Origin of the sequence: Streptomyces sp. NPDC047079 (assembly GCF_040643755.1) — a bacterium.
Lineage (GTDB): Bacteria > Actinomycetota > Actinomycetes > Streptomycetales > Streptomycetaceae > Streptomyces.
Genome location: NZ_JBEYUZ010000005.1, coordinates 35,121 through 51,939, shown reverse-complemented (window position 1 = coordinate 51,939; position 16,819 = coordinate 35,121). Strand labels below are relative to the sequence as shown.

The 16,819-nt window shown below is 72.9% G+C and carries 16 protein-coding genes; 11 read left to right on the top strand and 5 right to left on the bottom strand.

Going from position 1 to position 16,819, the window contains the following annotated elements; all coding sequences use genetic code 11:
* The first annotated feature begins 3 nt into the window (after positions 1-3).
* The 11 genes from ABZ823_RS09385 (at position 4) to ABZ823_RS09335 (ending at position 12,687) form a co-directional block, all read left to right on the top strand.
* Positions 4-1,332, top strand: coding sequence for a ThuA domain-containing protein (locus ABZ823_RS09385; RefSeq protein ID WP_361656031.1), 1,329 nt, complete (start codon positions 4-6; stop codon positions 1,330-1,332).
* An 85-nt stretch (positions 1,333-1,417) separates the two neighbouring features.
* On the top strand, positions 1,418-2,605 hold the full coding sequence (locus tag ABZ823_RS09380) for an inositol-3-phosphate synthase (protein ID WP_361656028.1): 1,188 nt from the start codon (positions 1,418-1,420) through the stop codon (positions 2,603-2,605).
* Positions 2,599-3,978, top strand: coding sequence for an SCO3242 family prenyltransferase (locus ABZ823_RS09375; RefSeq protein WP_361656026.1), 1,380 nt, complete (start codon positions 2,599-2,601; stop codon positions 3,976-3,978). Before ABZ823_RS09380 ends, ABZ823_RS09375 begins: the two co-directional genes overlap by 7 nt.
* Positions 3,975-4,976, top strand: a complete 1,002-nt coding sequence (locus tag ABZ823_RS09370; protein ID WP_361656023.1) for a sugar phosphate isomerase/epimerase family protein — start codon at positions 3,975-3,977, stop codon at positions 4,974-4,976. The genes ABZ823_RS09375 and ABZ823_RS09370 overlap by 4 nt, the downstream gene beginning before the upstream one ends.
* Positions 4,973-5,665: an EboA domain-containing protein gene (locus ABZ823_RS09365; RefSeq protein WP_361656020.1), complete on the top strand. Its 693-nt coding sequence runs from the start codon at positions 4,973-4,975 to the stop codon at positions 5,663-5,665. The genes ABZ823_RS09370 and ABZ823_RS09365 overlap by 4 nt, the downstream gene beginning before the upstream one ends.
* The gene (locus ABZ823_RS09360) at positions 5,665-6,513 is read left to right on the top strand and encodes a TatD family hydrolase (protein ID WP_361656017.1); all 849 of its coding nucleotides are present in this window, start codon (positions 5,665-5,667) and stop codon (positions 6,511-6,513) included. The genes ABZ823_RS09365 and ABZ823_RS09360 overlap by 1 nt, the downstream gene beginning before the upstream one ends.
* 3 nt (positions 6,514-6,516) lie before the next feature.
* Positions 6,517-7,686, top strand: coding sequence for a metabolite traffic protein EboE (gene eboE, locus ABZ823_RS09355; protein WP_361656014.1), 1,170 nt, complete (start codon positions 6,517-6,519; stop codon positions 7,684-7,686).
* Positions 7,683-9,107: a nucleotide pyrophosphatase/phosphodiesterase family protein gene (locus tag ABZ823_RS09350; protein WP_361656011.1), complete on the top strand. Its 1,425-nt coding sequence runs from the start codon at positions 7,683-7,685 to the stop codon at positions 9,105-9,107. Before eboE ends, ABZ823_RS09350 begins: the two co-directional genes overlap by 4 nt.
* Positions 9,104-10,264 carry a sugar phosphate isomerase/epimerase family protein gene (locus ABZ823_RS09345; protein ID WP_361656009.1) on the top strand — a complete coding sequence of 387 codons (1,161 nt, stop codon included), beginning with the start codon at positions 9,104-9,106 and terminating at the stop codon, positions 10,262-10,264. The genes ABZ823_RS09350 and ABZ823_RS09345 overlap by 4 nt, the downstream gene beginning before the upstream one ends.
* A gap of 425 nt (positions 10,265-10,689) precedes the next feature.
* Complete coding sequence (locus ABZ823_RS09340; RefSeq protein ID WP_361656006.1) at positions 10,690-11,481, top strand: hypothetical protein; 792 nt, start codon at positions 10,690-10,692, stop codon at positions 11,479-11,481.
* A 363-nt stretch (positions 11,482-11,844) separates the two neighbouring features.
* On the top strand, positions 11,845-12,687 hold the full coding sequence (locus tag ABZ823_RS09335) for a hypothetical protein (RefSeq protein WP_361656004.1): 843 nt from the start codon (positions 11,845-11,847) through the stop codon (positions 12,685-12,687).
* Between the two features lie 103 nt (positions 12,688-12,790).
* Here the strand turns inward: ABZ823_RS09335 and ABZ823_RS09330 are convergent, their stop codons facing one another.
* The 5 genes from ABZ823_RS09330 to ABZ823_RS09310 are packed head-to-tail and all read right to left on the bottom strand — an operon-like array spanning position 12,791 to position 16,778.
* Entirely contained in the window at positions 12,791-14,164 is a 1,374-nt protein-coding gene (locus ABZ823_RS09330; protein WP_361656002.1) for a HAMP domain-containing sensor histidine kinase, read from the bottom strand.
* Positions 14,161-14,823 (bottom strand): response regulator transcription factor, encoded by a 663-nt coding sequence (locus ABZ823_RS09325; RefSeq protein ID WP_361656000.1) that lies wholly within the window; start codon positions 14,821-14,823, stop codon positions 14,161-14,163. The genes ABZ823_RS09330 and ABZ823_RS09325 overlap by 4 nt, the downstream gene beginning before the upstream one ends.
* Positions 14,798-15,511, bottom strand: a complete 714-nt coding sequence (locus ABZ823_RS09320; protein WP_361655997.1) for a phosphatase PAP2 family protein — start codon at positions 15,509-15,511, stop codon at positions 14,798-14,800. The genes ABZ823_RS09325 and ABZ823_RS09320 overlap by 26 nt, the downstream gene beginning before the upstream one ends.
* The gene (locus ABZ823_RS09315; RefSeq protein WP_361655995.1) at positions 15,508-16,113 is read right to left on the bottom strand and encodes a phosphatase PAP2 family protein; all 606 of its coding nucleotides are present in this window, start codon (positions 16,111-16,113) and stop codon (positions 15,508-15,510) included. Before ABZ823_RS09315 ends, ABZ823_RS09320 begins: the two co-directional genes overlap by 4 nt.
* A complete protein-coding gene (locus ABZ823_RS09310) occupies positions 16,110-16,778 on the bottom strand; it encodes a DedA family protein (protein WP_361655992.1) in 669 nt (222 codons plus the stop codon). The genes ABZ823_RS09315 and ABZ823_RS09310 overlap by 4 nt, the downstream gene beginning before the upstream one ends.
* Positions 16,779-16,819: the final 41 nt, after the last annotated feature.

Here is a 16,819-nt window from a genome sequence, read left to right as displayed (position 1 = left end):
ACGATGCGCTCGACCGGCAGACTGACGACCGTCGTCGTCGGGGCGGCCCTGCTCCTCGGCTGCATGGCGGGACCCGCCGCCGCGCACCCAGCGGAGGGCAAGCGGGTGCTGGTCTTCTCCAAGACGGCCGGATTCCGGCACGACTCGATCCCCGAGGGGATCGCGGCGGTCAGGGACCTCGGCGCGGGCGGCGGCTTCGCCGTCGACGCCACGGAGGACCCCGGCGCCTTCACCGCGAAGAACCTGCGGCGCTACGACGCGGTCGTGTTCCTGTCCACGACGGGAGACGTCCTCGACAACGCCCAACAGCGGGCCTTCGAGGACTACATCCGGCACGGCGGCGGATATGTGGGCGTCCACGCCGCCGCCGACACCGAGTACGATTGGGCGTTCTACGGCGGCCTGGCCGGCGCCTACTTCCAGTCGCATCCGGCGATCCAGCCGGCCACGGTGGACGTGGAGGACCACGCCCACCCGGCGACCTCCGACCTGGGGCGGACCTGGGAGCGCACGGACGAGTGGTACAACTACCGGTCCAACCCGCGTGAACGAGCTCATGTCCTCGCCTCGCTCGACGAGTCGTCGTACACCGGCGGCACCATGAACGGCGACCACCCGATCGCCTGGTGCCAGGACTACCAGGGCGGCCGTGCCTTCTACACCGGCGGCGGCCACACCAAGGAGTCGTACGCCGAACCCGCCTTCCGGCAGCACCTGCTGGGCGGAATCCGCTGGGCCATCGGAGACGCCCAGGCCGACTGCCGCCCCGAGAACGGCTACCGGCCGCTCTTCGACGGCACGTCCCTGGACGGCTGGCGCCAGGCGGGCCCGGGCTCCTTCACCCTGTCCGAGGACGGCACGCTGACCTCGACGGGCGGCATGGGGATGCTCTGGTACGCCGACCGGAGCTTCGGGGCGTACTCGCTGAAACTCGACTGGAAGATGGCCGGCGACGACAACTCGGGCGTGTTCGTGGGCTTCCCGCCCTCGGACGACCCGTGGTCGGCCGTGAACAACGGTTACGAGATCCAGATCGACGCCACGGACGTGCCCGACAAGACGACCGGGTCCGTCTACGGCTTCCGCTCCGCCGACCTGAAGAAGCGCGACCAGGCGCTCAATCCGCCGGGGCAGTGGAACACGTACGAGGTCCGCGTGGAGGGCGAGCGCCTCCGCGTCTGGCTCAACGGCGTGAAGATCAACGATTTCACCAACACCGATCCGGCCCGGAGCCTGCGCGACGGACATGTCGGCATCCAGAACCACGGTGCCGACGACCAGGTGTCCTTCCGCGACATCCGGATCAAGGAACTGCCCGCCAAGGGCAGGTGAGCGGCGGCGGGCGGGGGACGCCGGACCCCCGCCCGCCGTCTTCGTCCCGTCTCGCCGGGGTTCACGCACGCCAAGGAGGCTGCTCATGTCCGCGTCCCTTTCCCGAAGCCGCGTGGGAGTGTGGCTGATCGGCGCCCGGGGCTCCGTAGCCACCACCGTGGTCGCGGGCTGCGCCGCCGTGGCGGCCGGCCTGCACCCACCCACCGGAATGCTCACCGAGACGCCCGTGTTCGCCGACTGCGGCCTGCCGCCCCTCGCCTCGCTCGTCTTCGGCGGGCACGACGTGGTCGACTGCCCGCTGCCCAAGCGGGCCGAGCAGCTGGCGGCGGGCGGGGTACTGCCGCACGACCTGCCCGCCGCGGTCGCGGGCGAACTCCTCGCGGCGGACGCCGAGATCAGGCCCGGCGGCCCGGCCCCGGGAGACACGCGGGACCCCGACGAGGTGATCGCCGCCTTCGCCGCGGACATCTCCGACTTCGTACGGCGAGGCGGACTGGCCCGTGCCGTCGTGGTCAACGTGGCGTCCACCGAACCCACCGCCACCGGTGACGCCCTGCCGCCCAGCTCGCTGTACGCGGCGGCGGCCCTGCGGGCGGGCTGCCCGTACGTCAACTTCACCCCCTCCACCGGTCTGCACCACCCGGCGCTGGCCGGGACGGCGCAGACCTGTGGCCTGCCGTACGCGGGACGGGACGGCAAGACCGGCCAGACCCTGCTCCGTTCGGTCCTCGGTCCGATGTTCGCGCAGCGGGCGCTGGCGGTCCGCGCCTGGTCGGGTACGAACCTGCTGGGCGGCGGCGACGGCGCCGCCCTTGCCGACCCGGCGGCGGCCGCCGCCAAGAACGCCGGCAAGGAACGGGTCCTCGCCGACACCCTCGGCAGCACACCGCAGGGCGAGGTGCACATCGACGACGTGCCCGCCCTCGGCGACTGGAAGACCGCCTGGGACCATGTCGCCTTCGACGGCTTCCTCGGCACCCGTATGACCCTGCAGACCATCTGGCAGGGCTGCGACTCCGCGCTGGCCTCACCGCTCGTCCTCGACCTCGCCCGCCTGACGCTCCGCACCCACGAGGCAGGCCACACGGGCCCCCTCACCGACCTCGCCTTCTACTTCAAGGACCCGGTGGGCGACGCCCCGTCGTCCCTCGCGGAGCAGTACGCGGCGCTTGCCCGGTTCGCGCGGCGACTTCGTGAAGGCGAGAGCGGGGCAGACACGGCCGCGGGGCGGTCGGGCGCGAGCGAGGGGGCCTTGGGGGTGCCGGGATGCTGAGGGCCCTGACGTCGCTGCGGCGGCTCGCCGCGCCCGCGCGGGTCGGTGGCCCGGCCGACGGGTGCCAGGGCCCGGCCGACGGGGCCGGTGGGTACCGGTCGGGGCCGGCCGGGCGGGCAGCGGGCACAGGGTCGGACCATGTCGGCGAGGCCGCGGCACCCCGGCCGGACCGCGCCGGACAGCCGGCCGACAGCCGACCGGCCCGGACGGCCGCCCCGGGCCGTCGCGGCTCGCAGGCGCGGGCCTGGGCGGAACTGCTGCGCCTGCCCGCCCTGTTCACCGTGCCCGGGGACGCCCTGGCCGGCGCCGCGGCCGTGTCGGCGCGCCCCGGCCCCCGCACCCTGCTGGCCGTCGGCTCCTCCCTGTGCCTGTACGAGGCCGGCATGGCGCTCAACGACTGGGCGGACCAGGACGAGGACGCCGCCGAACGCCCGCAGCGTCCCCTCCCCTCCGGCCGAATCCGCCCGGCGGCGGCCCTCGCCGCGGCCGGTGTCTGCACCACGGTCGGCCTGGCCCTGGCCGCCCGCGCAGGCCGCCCCGCCCTCGCCGTCGCTGCACCCCTTGCCGCGACGGTGTGGGCGTACGACCTGGTGCTCAAGCGCACCCCGGCGGGCCCCGCGGCGATGGCGGTGGCCCGCGGCCTCGACCTGCTGCTCGGTGCCGTCGCCACCCGGCCCGGACCGGGCGCCGTCCGCCGCGCGCTGCCCTCCGCCGCGCTGCTGAGCAGCCACACCCTGGCCGTCACGGCGGTGTCGCGCCGGGAGACGACCGGCGGCTCCGCCGTGCCGCCCCTGGCCGCGCTGGCCACCACCGGCGCGCTCACCCTGCTGCTGACCCGGCGGCGGACCGCGTCCGCACCCCCGACGGCACCCCGCACGGGCCGCCCCGCTCCCACGTCCCCGCCCGTCTCCGCCGCCGCTCCCGCGCCCGGCTCACCGGCCCCGGCTGCCGACGGCACCGCTCCCCGACCCGGTACCACCGCCGGCGTCCTGCCCTCCGTCTTTGCGGTCGCCGGGCTGAGCGACCGCGACCGTACCCTCCCGCGATCCCCGGCAGGCCGGGGCGACGCAGCCACCCCCAGCCTGCCGGGCACCTGCCTCTCCCCGCCCTCTCGTACGCCGGGAACCGCCCAGGACGCCCTGCGCGCCGCCCTGGCCGCCGCCTACGCCGGCACGGCCGCCCGTCCCTATCTGCACGCCGCTCTCAACCCGTCACCGCCGCTCACCCAGCGAGCCGTGGGCGGGGGTATCCGCGCCACCATTCCCCTTCAGGCCGCGCTCTGTGCCCGGGCCGGTGCCCCGGCCGGTGCGCTGCTGACCGCGGCCCTGGCGCCGCTCGCCCACCGGTTCGCGAAGAAGGTGAGCGTCACATGAGTCCGCAGCCTCCCGCCGCCCGGCGCGCCCCGGCCACCCCGCGCACCGCGGCTCCCGCACCAGCCCCCGGCGGCCCGCAGCTCCGCTTCGGCTACGGCACCAACGGCCTCACCGACCTGCGGCTCGGCGACGCCCTCGCGCTCCTCGCCGACCTCGGCTACGACGGCCTCGGGCTGACCCTCGACCATATGCACCTCGACCCGCTCGGCCCGGACCTCGGCGCCCGCACCCACCGTGTCGCGCACCGGCTGGCCCAACTCGGCCTGGAGGTCACCGTGGAGACCGGCGCCCGCTACGTCCTCGACCCCCGGCACAAGCACGGCCCCTCCTTGCTCGACCCCGACCCCGCGGCCCGCGCCCGCCGGGCGGATCTGCTGATCCGCGCCGTGCGGGTCGCCGCCGACCTCGGGGCGCACGCCGTGCAGTGCTTCAGCGGCATCACCCCGGCCGGCACCGACGCGGACACGGCCTGGCGGCGGCTGGCCGACAGCCTGACGCCGGTCCTGGACGCCGCCGCCACCGCGGGCGTCCCCCTCGCCGTGGAACCCGAACCCGGCCATCTGCTCGCCACCCTCGCCGACTTCCACCGGCTGCGCCGCACGCTCGGCGACCCCGATGCCCTCGGCCTCACCCTCGACATCGGCCACTGCCAGTGCCTCGAACCCCTCCCGCCCGCCGACTGCGTACGCGCAGCCGCCCCCTGGCTGCGGCACGTCCAGATCGAGGACATGCGGCGCGGCGTCCACGAACACCTGCCCTTCGGGGACGGTGAGATCGACTTCCCGCCCGTCCTCGCGGCCCTCGCCGCCACCGGCTACCGGGGCCTGACCGTCGTCGAACTGCCCCGCCACTCCCACGCCGGGCCCTATCAGGCAGCCCTCGCCCTCCCGTTCCTCCGCACGGCGGCCACCGCCGCCGTGACCGCGTCACCGGGCACCCCGCACACCGCCCGGCCCCTCGGCGCGCCCTCCGCCACCTTCGAAGGGAGCACCGCATGACCGACCGGCACCCCGCACCGGACACCCCGGTGGCCGGAACCGCCCCCACCCCGCTCGACGAACTGCACGCCCGGCTCCGGGCCCGGCTCGACGCCGCCGCCCGTTCCTGGCTCGACCAGGCCCTCGACGAGGCGGCCGCGCACCCCGGCGGCCACGGCCCCATCTCCGTATGGGAGCTGCGGCTTGCGGAGGCCGGCCGCCGCTGCGGCCCCGCCCACGCAGACGCCGCCCGCATCCTCGTCCTGCACGCGGCCCGCGCCGACACCGACGCCCTCACCCGCGTCTACCGACAGGGCACCGCCGACGAACGCCGCGCGGTCCTGCACGCCCTGCCCCACCTCGTGGCGGACGCCAGTGCGCTGCCGCTCGTCGAGGATGCGCTGCGCACCAACGACACCCGCCTCCAGGCCGCCGCCGTGGGCCCCTACGCCGCACGCCATCTGGACGCCCACGCCTGGCGCCACGCCGTCCTCAAGTGCCTTTTCACCGGCGTGTCCGTGACCGAGCTGGCCGACCTGCCCCGGCGCGCCCGCGGCGACGCGGAACTCGCCCGCATGCTCGGCGACTACGCCGCCGAACGCACCGCCGCCGGCCGCCACGTGCCCGACGACCTGTACCGGGTGCTGACCCTGACCGGGGCCGCGACACCGCCGCACACCACGGACGACCCCCACGGCAAGGAGTCCTGATGCGCATCTTCGACCCCCACATCCACATGACCTCCCGGACGACCGACGACTACGAGGCCATGCACACCGCGGGCGTCCGCGCCGTCGTCGAACCCGCCTTCTGGCTCGGCCAGCCCCGCACCTCACCCGCCTCCTTCCACGACTACTTCGACTCACTCCTGGGCTGGGAGCCCTTCCGCGCCGCCCAGTACGGCATCGCCCACCACTGCACCCTCGCCCTCAACCCCAAGGAGGCGAACGACCCCCGGTGCGCGCCCGTCCTCGACGAACTGCCGCGGTACCTCCTCAAGGACCAGGTCGTGGCCGTCGGCGAGATCGGCTACGACTCCATGACCCCGGCCGAGGACACCGCGCTCGCCGCCCAGTTGCAGCTCGCCGCCGACCACGGGCTGCCCGCGCTCGTGCACACCCCGCACCGCGACAAGCCGGCCGGGCTGCGCCGCACCCTCGACGTGGTCCGGGAGTCCGCACTGCCCCCGGACCGCGTCCTGGTCGACCACCTCAACGAGACCACCGTCAAGCAGGCCAAGGACAGCGGCTGCTGGCTCGGCTTCTCCGTCTACCCCGACACCAAGATGGACGAGGAGCGGATGGTCGCGATCCTGCGCGCGTACGGCCCCGACCAGGTGCTGGTGAACTCCGCCGCCGACTGGGGCAGGAGCGACCCGCTCAAGACCCGCAAGGTGGGCGACCTGATGCTCGCCGGGGGCTTCACCGAGGACGACGTCGACCGGGTCCTGTGGCGCAACCCCGTCGCCTTCTACGGGCTCAGCGGCCGGCTGAACCTGGACATCGCCGCAACGGGCGCCACCCACGAGGGCAACAGCATCCTGCGCGGCGGGGAGTGACCGATGCGCTTCCGGCACCCCGACGGCACCACCGTCCACCTCGCCTACTGCACCAACGTGCACCCCGCGGAGACCCTCGACGGTGTCCTCGCCCAGCTCCGCGACCACTGCGAACCCGTGCGCCGCCGACTGGGCCGGGACCGGCTCGGCATCGGGCTGTGGCTCGCCCGGGACGCGGCCCACGCCCTCGTCACCGACCCGGTCGCCCTGCGCACCCTGCGCCGTGAACTGGACCGGCGCGGCCTGGAGGTCGTCACCCTCAACGGCTTCCCCTACCAGGGCTTCGGCGCCGAGGAGGTCAAGTACCGCGTCTACACACCGGACTGGGCCGACCCCGAACGCCTGGAGCACACCACGTCCCTGGCCCGGGTGCTCGCCGGGCTGCTCCCCGACGACGTCACCGAAGGTACCGTCTCCACCCTGCCGCTTGCCTGGCGCGCGCACTGGGACGACCGGCGCGCCGAGACCGCACGCACCGCCCTGCGCACCCTCGCCGAACGCCTCGACGCCCTTCAGGAGCTGACCGGGCGCTCCGTCCGTGTCGGCCTGGAGCCGGAACCCGGCTGCATCGTCGAGACCACCGCCGACGCCATAGGCCCGCTCACCGCGATCGCCCACGACCGTATCGGCATCTGCGTCGACACCTGCCACCTCGCCACCTCCTTCGAAGACCCGGACACCGCCCTGGACGCGCTCACCCGGGCCGGCGTCCCCGTCGTCAAGTCCCAGCTGTCCGCCGCGCTGCACGCCGCGGACCCCGGGCTCCCCGAGGTCCGGGAGGCCCTCGCCGCCTTCGCCGAACCCCGCTTCCTGCACCAGACCCGCACTCGCACCGACGCCGGGCTGCGCGGCACCGACGACCTCGGCGAGGCCGTCCACGGCGACGCGCTGCCTGACACCGCGCCCTGGCGGTCCCACTTCCACGTCCCGCTGCACGCGGCCCCCGCCGCCCCCCTCACCGCCACGCTCCCCGTGCTGCGAACCGCCCTGACCCGGCTCGTCGGCGGCCCGCAGCCGCTCACCCACCACCTGGAGGTCGAGACCTACACCTGGCAGGCCCTCCCGCCCGACCTTCGCCCCCGCGACCGGGGCCGGCTCGCCGACGGCATTGCCGCCGAACTCACCCTCGCCCGCGACCTGTTGACCGACCTCGGCCTGAAGGAACTGCCATGAGCGCCGAGCCGGCCACCGCGCGACCCACCCCGCTGCTCGTCCTGGACGTCGTCGGGCTCACCCCCCGGCTCCTGGAACACATGCCGCACCTCAACAGGCTCGGCCGATCAGGCTCCCGGGCCACGCTCGGCACCGTCCTACCCGCCGTGACCTGCGCCGCCCAGTCGACGTTCCTGACCGGCACCATGCCCTCCGAGCACGGCATCGTCGGCAACGGCTGGTACTTCCGTGAACTCGGCGACGTCCTGCTGTGGCGCCAGCACAACGGCCTCGTCAACGGGGACAAACTGTGGGACGCCGCCCGCCGCGCCCACCCCGGCTACACGGTCGCCAACATCTGCTGGTGGTACGCCATGGGCGCCGACACCGACATCACCGTCACACCGCGCCCCGTCTACTACGCCGACGGACGCAAGGAACCCGACTGCTACACCCGGCCCCCTTCACTGCACGAAGAACTCACCGAAAAGTTCGGCACATTCCCCCTCTTCCACTTCTGGGGCCCTGGCGCCGACCTCGTCTCCAGCCAGTGGATCATCGACGCGACCCGGCATGTCCTGCGCACCCGCAACCCCGACCTGACGCTCTGCTACCTCCCGCACCTCGACTACGACCTGCAGCGCTACGGCCCCGACCACCCGCGCTCCCACCGGGCCGCCACCGACCTGGACACCGCCGTGGCCCCGCTCCTGGACGACGCCCGCGCCGAGGGCCGTACCGTCGTGGTCCTCTCCGAGTACGGCATCACCCGCGCCGACCGCCCCGTCCACATCAACCGGGCGCTGCGCCGGGCCGGCCTGCTGGAGGTGCACACCCAGGACGGCATGGAGTACCTCGACCCCATGGCCTCCCGCGCCTTCGCGGTCGCCGACCACCAGACAGCCCATGTGTACGTGCGCCGCCCAGAGGACCTCGACGCCACACGGGCCGCGCTCGACGGACTGCCCGGCATCGACCAACTCCTCGACGACCAGGGCAAGAAGGACCACCACCTCGACCATCCGCGCTCCGGCGAGCTGGTCGCGGTGGCCAAGCCGGACGCCTGGTTCACGTACTACTACTGGCTCGACGACAGCCGCGCACCGGACTTCGCGCAACTCGTCGAGATCCACCGCAAACCCGGATACGACCCGGTCGAGCTGTTCATGGACCCGCTCGACCCCTACGTCAAGGTCAAGGCCGCCACCGCGCTCGCCCGCAAGAAGCTCGGCATGCGCTATCGCATGGCGGTCGTGCCCCTCGACGCCTCACCCGTCCGCGGCAGCCACGGCCGCCTTCCCGCGAGCGACGACGACGGTCCGCTCCTTCTGTGCTCCACCCCCCGCGCCGTCGGTGGCCGCGTCGCGGCCACCGACGTGAAGTTCCTGCTGCTCGCCCTTGCGGGCCTATCGGACCCCCAGTCCAGAGAGAGGCACCCGTGAACGACATCGACACCACCGTCACCGGTACCGACGAACCCCTGCGCCGCGCCCTCGGCATCGGGCGCCGCGGCTTCCTGAGCACCTGCACCGCCGTCGCGGCGGGCGCGATCGCCGCTCCCGTGTTCGGCGCGGCACCCGTCCAGGCAGCGCCGGCGGCCCACCCCGGCAAGGGCGGCGGAGGGCATGAGCTGGTCCCTGCCGACAAGCGCGGCATCATCCTGTACACGGTCCGCGACGCGATCGGCCGCGACCCCCTCTCCATCAGCCTGCCCTCCGGGTTCCGGGCCGTGTTCGAGCAGCTCGCCCAGTTCGGCTACCGGCAGGTCGAGTTCGCCGGATACGGCCAGCACGCCAACTCGCCCGGCGGGGCGAACCTGGAGTCCGTCCAGGGCGCCCGGCAACTGCGCGGCTGGCTGGACGAGTTCGGGCTGCGGGCCCAGGGCAACCACGGTTTCATCCCGAGTTCCTGGCCGCTGAACACCGCCGACGTGGACACCTTCAAGAAGCACCTGGAGATCGCGAACATCCTCGGCATGGACCACATGGGCACCGGCGGCGACCCCACCGGCAGCTCCTACCAGGCCGACTGGGACGTGGCCGCCGACAAGTGGCACGCCCTCGGCGAGATCGCCCGCCGGTCCGGGATCAAGCTGTACACGCACAACCACGACGCCGCCTACGGCTTCCTGCTCGACCGGGGCCCGCTCGACGCCCAGGGCCGCCCGACACGCAGCTCCGGCATCCGCAAGCTGGAGTACTTCCTGTCCATCACCGATCCCGAGCTGATCTGGCTGGAGATGGACATCTACTGGGCGCACGTGGCCCAGTACAAGTTCCGCAGCTACACCGCCTCCGACGGCTCCACACAGGAGAAGATCTTCGACCCGGCGGGGCTGGTCGCCCGCCACGGCAAGCGCTACCCGCTGTTCCACGCGAAGGACGGCGTCGTCAACACCACCAACGGACAGGGCTATGACATGGTCCCGTTCGGCACCGGCGTCATCGACTACACGACGTTCTTCTCCCGCGTAGGCGGGCGCAATTACCACAACCCGATGGTCGAGCAGGACAACGCGCCCAGCTCCACCGACCCGGCCCAGTCCATGGCCCACGCACGCATCGGCTACCGGAACCTCGCCGCCCTGCACCGGAAGTAACGCACCGCACAGACACGAGGTGGCCCTCCCCACGGCCGGGGGAGGGCCTCCCGTCATGCCCGGTGGATCAGCCGGCCGGCTGCGGAGCGGGCGCCGCCCGGGCCTCGAGTCCCGGCTGCCTCAGCGCGATGCCCACCGCTGTCACCGGGAGCGCCGGTACCGCCGAGGCCGATGCCGCCCCGGCTGCCGCCACGGCCCGCGCAGCCGAGTTGCGGGCGGCTGTTTCTGCGCTGGGGTCGCGGTCCGGCCAGGCGCTGAATACCCATGCGTATCACCCGCTCAGCCGTCGTGACCAGGCATTCCGCCGAGGCGTTCAGGTTGCTGTCAGGCTGGTCGCGCGGTTTTGAAACTCATGCCACAGAAGCCTCAAAACAATGGCAAAGGCATCTGTGTGAAAAGGAGTTCACCGTGTCATCGTGCGACCCATGACTACCGAGCACCTCATCGATGACCGGCCCCTCGTTCCGCTGCGCGCCCTGGCGAACAAGGTGCCGGAAGTGACCGTCTACTTCTGGATCATCAAGGTGCTTACCACCGGCATGGGCGAGACGGCTTCGGATCTGCTGGCGCGTCTGCTCGGTCCCGTGCCGGCTGTTGCGCTCGGCGGCCTCGCCCTGGTGGCTTCCCTGGCCGTGCAGTTCGCCGTCCGGCGGTACATCGCCTGGGTGTACTGGACCGCCGTCGTCATGGTCAGCGTGTTCGGCACGATGGCCGCCGACGTCCTGCACGTCGGCCTCGGTGTGCCCTACACGGTGTCCACGCCGCTCTTCCTCACCGCACTGACCGCGGTGTTCGCCCTCTGGTACGCCGTCGAACGGACCCTTTCCATCCACGGTGTCCGTACCCGCCGCCGCGAGACCTTCTACTGGGCTGCCGTCCTCGCCACCTTCGCCCTCGGTACCGCGGCCGGCGACCTGACCGCCACCGTCGGCTTCGGCTACCTCGGCTCGGTCGTCCTCTTCGCCGCCGCGATCTGCGTGCCCGCACTCGCTCACCGCTTCGCCGGCCTGAACGCCGTGACGGCCTTCTGGACCGCTTACGTGATCACCCGTCCCCTCGGTGCCTCCCTCGCCGACTGGATGGCCCTCGGTCATGCCCGGGGCGGGCTCGGACTGGGGCTGGGGCCGGTCACCCTCGCCTGGACGACGGCCATCGTGGGCTTCGTCGGCTACCTCGCCGTGTCCCGTCGGGACACGGCGGGCGGCAGGGCGATCTGACGGCCCGGGCCGAGCGCCAGGTTCCAGCGGTGGCACGTCTCGTCACCGGGCCCGCGCTGCACTCCTGAAGATCCCGCGCCAGTTTGTTTGCCCGTTCCGGGCACTCGCCTTTACCTGCGCACTGCGGGTCGCCGTGGCAGGCGCCCTGGTGCGGGTGCCGGCGTCGGTGGCGGGGTCCAGGAGTCCACTCTGCGCGCCACTGTCGCCGACCCGGTGCCGGCCGGGCGGCGGGCCACCGCCTATGGCATCTTCGCCGGGATCACGGGCGCCGCCGCCCTGGTCGGCGGCGCGGTGAACACCGTCGACGGCGAGGCGTGCGGTCGTCAGGATGCGTTCAGGTGTCCGGTGGCAGGGTCGGGTGTCATGACATACGAGACGTCCGAGACCTCTCTGACTCCCGCGGCCGGCGGGCCTGCTGTCACATCGGCCCGCCACCGGCCGCGGTGGAACAAGGTGCCCGAAGTCACCGTCTACTTCTGGATCATCAAGGTGCTGTGCACGACGGTCGGCGAGACCGCCGCCGACCTGCTGAACGAGAAGGCGGGCCTGGGCCTGACCGGTGTGTCGGTATCGATGAGCGCGCTGCTCGCGGTCGTGCTGGTGGTCCAGTTCCGTACCCGCGCCTACCGTGCCGGTGTGTACTGGCTCGCCGTGGCGCTGATCAGCGTCGTGGGCACGCTGATCAGCGACAATCTCACCGACAACATGGGCGTGCCGCTGGAGACCAGCACCACGGTGTTCGCGATCGTCCTCGTGGTCGTGTTCGTGGTCTGGTACCGGCGCGAGCGGACACTGTCCATCCACCACATCGACACCCCCGCCCGCGAGTCCTTCTACTGGCTCGCCGTGCTCTTCACCTTCGCCCTGGGGACCGCCGCCGGGGACCTGGTCTCCGAGCGGATGAACCTCGGCTACTGGCTGTCCGCCGTGCTGTTCGCCCTGGCGATCGCCGCGGTCGCCCTCGCCCACTTCTCCCTCGGCCTGGACGCGGTGTTGAGCTTCTGGATCGCCTACATCCTCACCCGGCCGCTCGGCGCCTCGATCGGTGACTACCTCTCCCAGGCCACCGGCGACGGCGGTCTCGGTCTGGGCACCGTCGTGACCAGTGCACTGTTCCTGGCAGTCATCCTGGGCCTCGTGGTGTACCTGTCGGTGACACACAGGGACGTCGCCAAGTCGGAGCCGACCGCCGAGCGGGCAGCCTGAGCCAGAGCGGCGGCGCTGCCGGCCGTCGTGTTCGGCATGCCGGCCCGCGCCCAGGTGCGGGAGCGGAAGGTGGCCGGCCGACAGAGCACGGAGCGGGAGCCCGTCACCCGGCGGGCAGGCTGACGCTGAACCGGGCTCCGGGAGCGTGCTCGGTGTCGTAGGACACCTCCCCGCCGACGGAACGGGCCAGGCGCCGTGCGAGGGCCAGCCCCAGCCCGGCCCCGTCGTGGCCGTCGCCGGAGTCGGCGCGGCGCCCGGGCTGGAACAACTCGCCCAGGAAGGCCCGCGGTACGCCCGGGCCGTCGTCGGTGACGTCGATCCGTACGGCGCCCGGGGCGTGCCGGGCACAGACGGTCACGCTGGAGCGGGCATAGCGGGCGGCATTGGACAACAGTGGGCTGACGATGCGTTCGAGGAGGGCGGGTGCGACTCCCGCTTGCAGCTCCGGGGCCGCGGCTTCCAGTACGGCCTTCACGGAAGCCGGTGACTCGATGTGACGGACCATGCGCCGGAGCACGGGTACGACATCCGTCGTGCCGGCGGCCGCCGACGGGTTCTGCATGCTGTCCCTGGCCTCGTGCAGCAGCGTGTCGCAGATGGTGCGCATGGACTGGGCGGCCTCGGCGATCACCTCGTGGGTCGCGCGGGTCTCGTCGTCCGTGCGCGGACGGGCCCGCCACCAGTCGAGCTCGATGACGATGCGGGTCAGCGGGGTGCGCAGTTCGTGGGACAGCTCTCCGGTCAGCTGTTGCTCGTGGCGCAGTACGGTGCGTATCCGGTCCAGCAGAGCATCCAGCGAGGCGCCCAGGCGGGCGAGTTCGGCCGGGTGCTCCGCCGCGCCGAAGCGTTCGGCGGATGCGACGGCGCTGCGCTGGGTGGCCTGGTCGGTCATGGCCCGCACCGGGTGCAGGGCCCGGCCGACCGCGAGCCGCGTCAGCGCGTAGGTGCACACGAGCATCACGGCGTCCAGGATCAGTGAGCCCAGCAGCAGGGTGTCGGCAGAACTCCGGTACGGGCCGAGGTCCAGGGCCGTGACGATGGTGACGGCGTGATTGCTGGGCAGGGGCTGGGAGCACAGCCGGACAGACCGGGGGCTTTTGGTACCGACGGTGACGCAGGATTGCTGCCCGTGGGCGGCGAGCCGGTCGGCGGCCCGTGTCAGCGGGCTTCGAGCCGCGGCGGACGGTGGCTTCTCGATCACCCGTGTCCCGGCGTAGATCCACACGTTCGCGTCGAGGAGCTGATCGTCGGCTGTCTCCAGGACGCGCACCTGCGGGCCGCGGGCGTCGACGGTCGTGGCGGCGGCGGCCGCGCGGTTGTGGAGTTCGTCGTCGGCCTGGTGGCGCAGGTGCCGGTCCGTCATGACGTTGAACACGACGGTCAGCACGGTCATCAGCAGCGCGGCGGTGGTCAGCGCGACCAGGGAGAGCCGTCCGCGCAGGGTGCGGGGGGTCAGGCGGCGCAGAACGGCTTTCATGACAACCGGTGTCCGACCCCGCGTGCCGTGCCGACGGTCAGGGCGCTTCCCGCTTCGCGCAGCTTGCGGCGCAGCCGGGTCAGGTACTGGTCCAAGGTGTTGTCACTGACCTGCGCGCCTTCGGGCCAGCCCGCCCGGACCAGGTCGCGGCGGCGTACCAGGGCGCCGTCCGCGGCGGCGAGCGTGGCCAGCAGGCGGAATTCCGTCGGGGACAGGGCGACACAGGTCCCGTGCACGGTCACGCTGTGCTCGACAGCGTCCAGGACGAGATCACCGGCCGTGGCCGCGGGCCGCGGGTTGGCGCGGCGGAGCGCGGCTCTCAGCCGGGCGGCGAGTTCGGCGAGATGGAAGGGTTTGAGCAGGTAGTCGTCACCTCCGGCGGAGAATCCGGACAGGCGGTCGGTGAGCTGGTGACGGGCGGTCAGGAAGATGACCGGTGCGTGGAAGCCGCCTGCTCGCATGGCCTGGCAGACGTCGCGGCCGTCCGCGTCGGGGAGTCCGATGTCCAGGACGGCCGCCGCGAGGTCGGCGCCGGCCAGCCGCAGGGCGGTGGCGCCGTCGGTGGCGAGGACGGGGTCGAAGTCCTCCTCTGACAGGCCGCGGCGCAGCACGTCCCGCAGCGCGTGATCGTCCTCAACGACCAGGATCTTCGGGCGCATGGTCCTCCGTTCGCACGTCGGTGGTGGGTCGGGGCGTGCCCGCGATGAACGATGTGGGCAGCCACCGGGCCATCGCCCACAGGCACACCCCGAGCCAGCCGGCGGCGAACAGCCAGCCGCTGACGACATCGGTGAACCAGTGCACCCCCAGGTAGATGCGGGTCAGTCCGACCGACACGCCCCAGCAGCCGATGACGACGCGGAGCGGCGTCGCTCCGCGCGGAGCGCGCAGGGCGAGCGCGGCGATCAACAGCCCGACGGTCATGGCCGATGTAGTGCTGTGGCCCGAGGGAAAGGCGAAGCCGGTGGCGTGCGTCGCCCAGTCCGCCCGCGGTGGGCGGGCGCGGTGGACCAGTTCCATCATGCCGTACCGCAGCGCCTGCCCGATGGCCAGACAGGCGACGCACAGGGCGACGGTGCGCAGCCGGTGCCGCGCGGTGCGTCCCGCGACCAGGCCGGCCAGCACGGCCAGGGCGTAAGGGATGACACCGGTCCCGGTGGCGGTCACTCCACGGGCCAGGGCCAGTGCCGCCTCCGGACGGTGCCCGACCGACCAGGACAGGAAGCGGCCGTCCGGCCCGAAAGGGGCGCCGGCACGGCTGACGATCAGCGCGGTCAGCACACCGAACAGGCTCCACGCGCCGAGGCCGGTGATCCTGCCCGGACGTGAGACATCGCGGCGGCTCATGCGGTGAGCAGCAGTGAGCCCAGCCGCTTGGTGGTGAGCCATCCTGCCAGGGCCGTCGACTGCTGCCGAAGTACGAACATCGCCACCAGTGCCACGAGCCCGCCGACGACCACGCCGGCCAGGACGTCGTGCGGATAGTGTGCGCCGACCCACACCCGGGAGACTCCCATCGCCAGAGCGGCCAGGACGGCGACCGCCCCGAGCCGACGCGAGACGAACACCAGGGCCGCCGCGGCCGCGACGGCGATCGCCGCGTGGTTGCTGGGGAAAGACCAGTCACCGGGCGCCGGACACGCCTCCAGCGTCCTCACGTGCAAGCGCTGACAGGGCCGGTCCTCGCGCACCGCCATCTTCACGCCCATGTCGACGCCGTAGGCGAGGACCACGACCATCGGCACGGCCAGCGCCGTCACCGCTGCGGCGGCCCCGGCGCGGCGTGCCCGCCACCAGCCGATCACCATGAGCGCGGCGAACAGCGCGAGCCCGAACGTCGTCCAGAGCGACACCGCGTCGTCCAGCCAGTCGGGCGAGCGCTGGGCCAGGCGCACCACGTCCGTGTACGCGGCGCCGTCGATGGACGAACCGTCGAAAGCCAGTATCACGGACGCCCTCCGTTCGGCCTGGCCGCCCGGCGGCTGCGCAGAGCCTCCAACAAGAGAGGGATCAGTGACACGACGACGATCACCACGACCAGGGGCAGCAGGTAACGGTCGACGTTCGGGACCGAGGAGCCCAGCGCGTACCCCGCCAGGATGAGCCCTGCGGTCCAGACCAAGCCACCCAGCGCCTGCCACAAGGCGAACGTCCGCGCCGGGACCTCCAGGGCGCCCGCCATCGGGTTGAGGACCGTGCGCACCACCGGAATGAACCGGGCGAGCACGATCGCTTTGGCGTACCCGTATCGTTCGAGCAGCTCCTCGGCCCGTTTCATCCCTTCGTGCAGACGCTGCGACCGGCTGCGGGCCATCAGCGCCCCGCCTGCCTTGCGGCCGATCAGGTACCCGCACTGCGCCCCGGCCAGCGCGCCGACGGCCGCCAGGAGCAGCAGCGGCGCCAGCGACAGCTTCACGGGCCGGTCCGCCGCCCCTGTGCACAGCAGGCCCGCTGTGAACAGCAGGGAGTCGCCGGGCAGGAAGAACCCGACCAGCAGTCCCGTCTCGGCGAACAGCACGGCGCCGACGCCCAGCACACCGAAGGCGGCCAGCAGCGACCGGGCGTCGAGGACGTTAACGGCGAGCTGCGACGCGATGTGCAGCGGTGTGGTCATAGGGCCCTGGCCCTTTCCGGGGAGTGATGTGAGGGCGAACG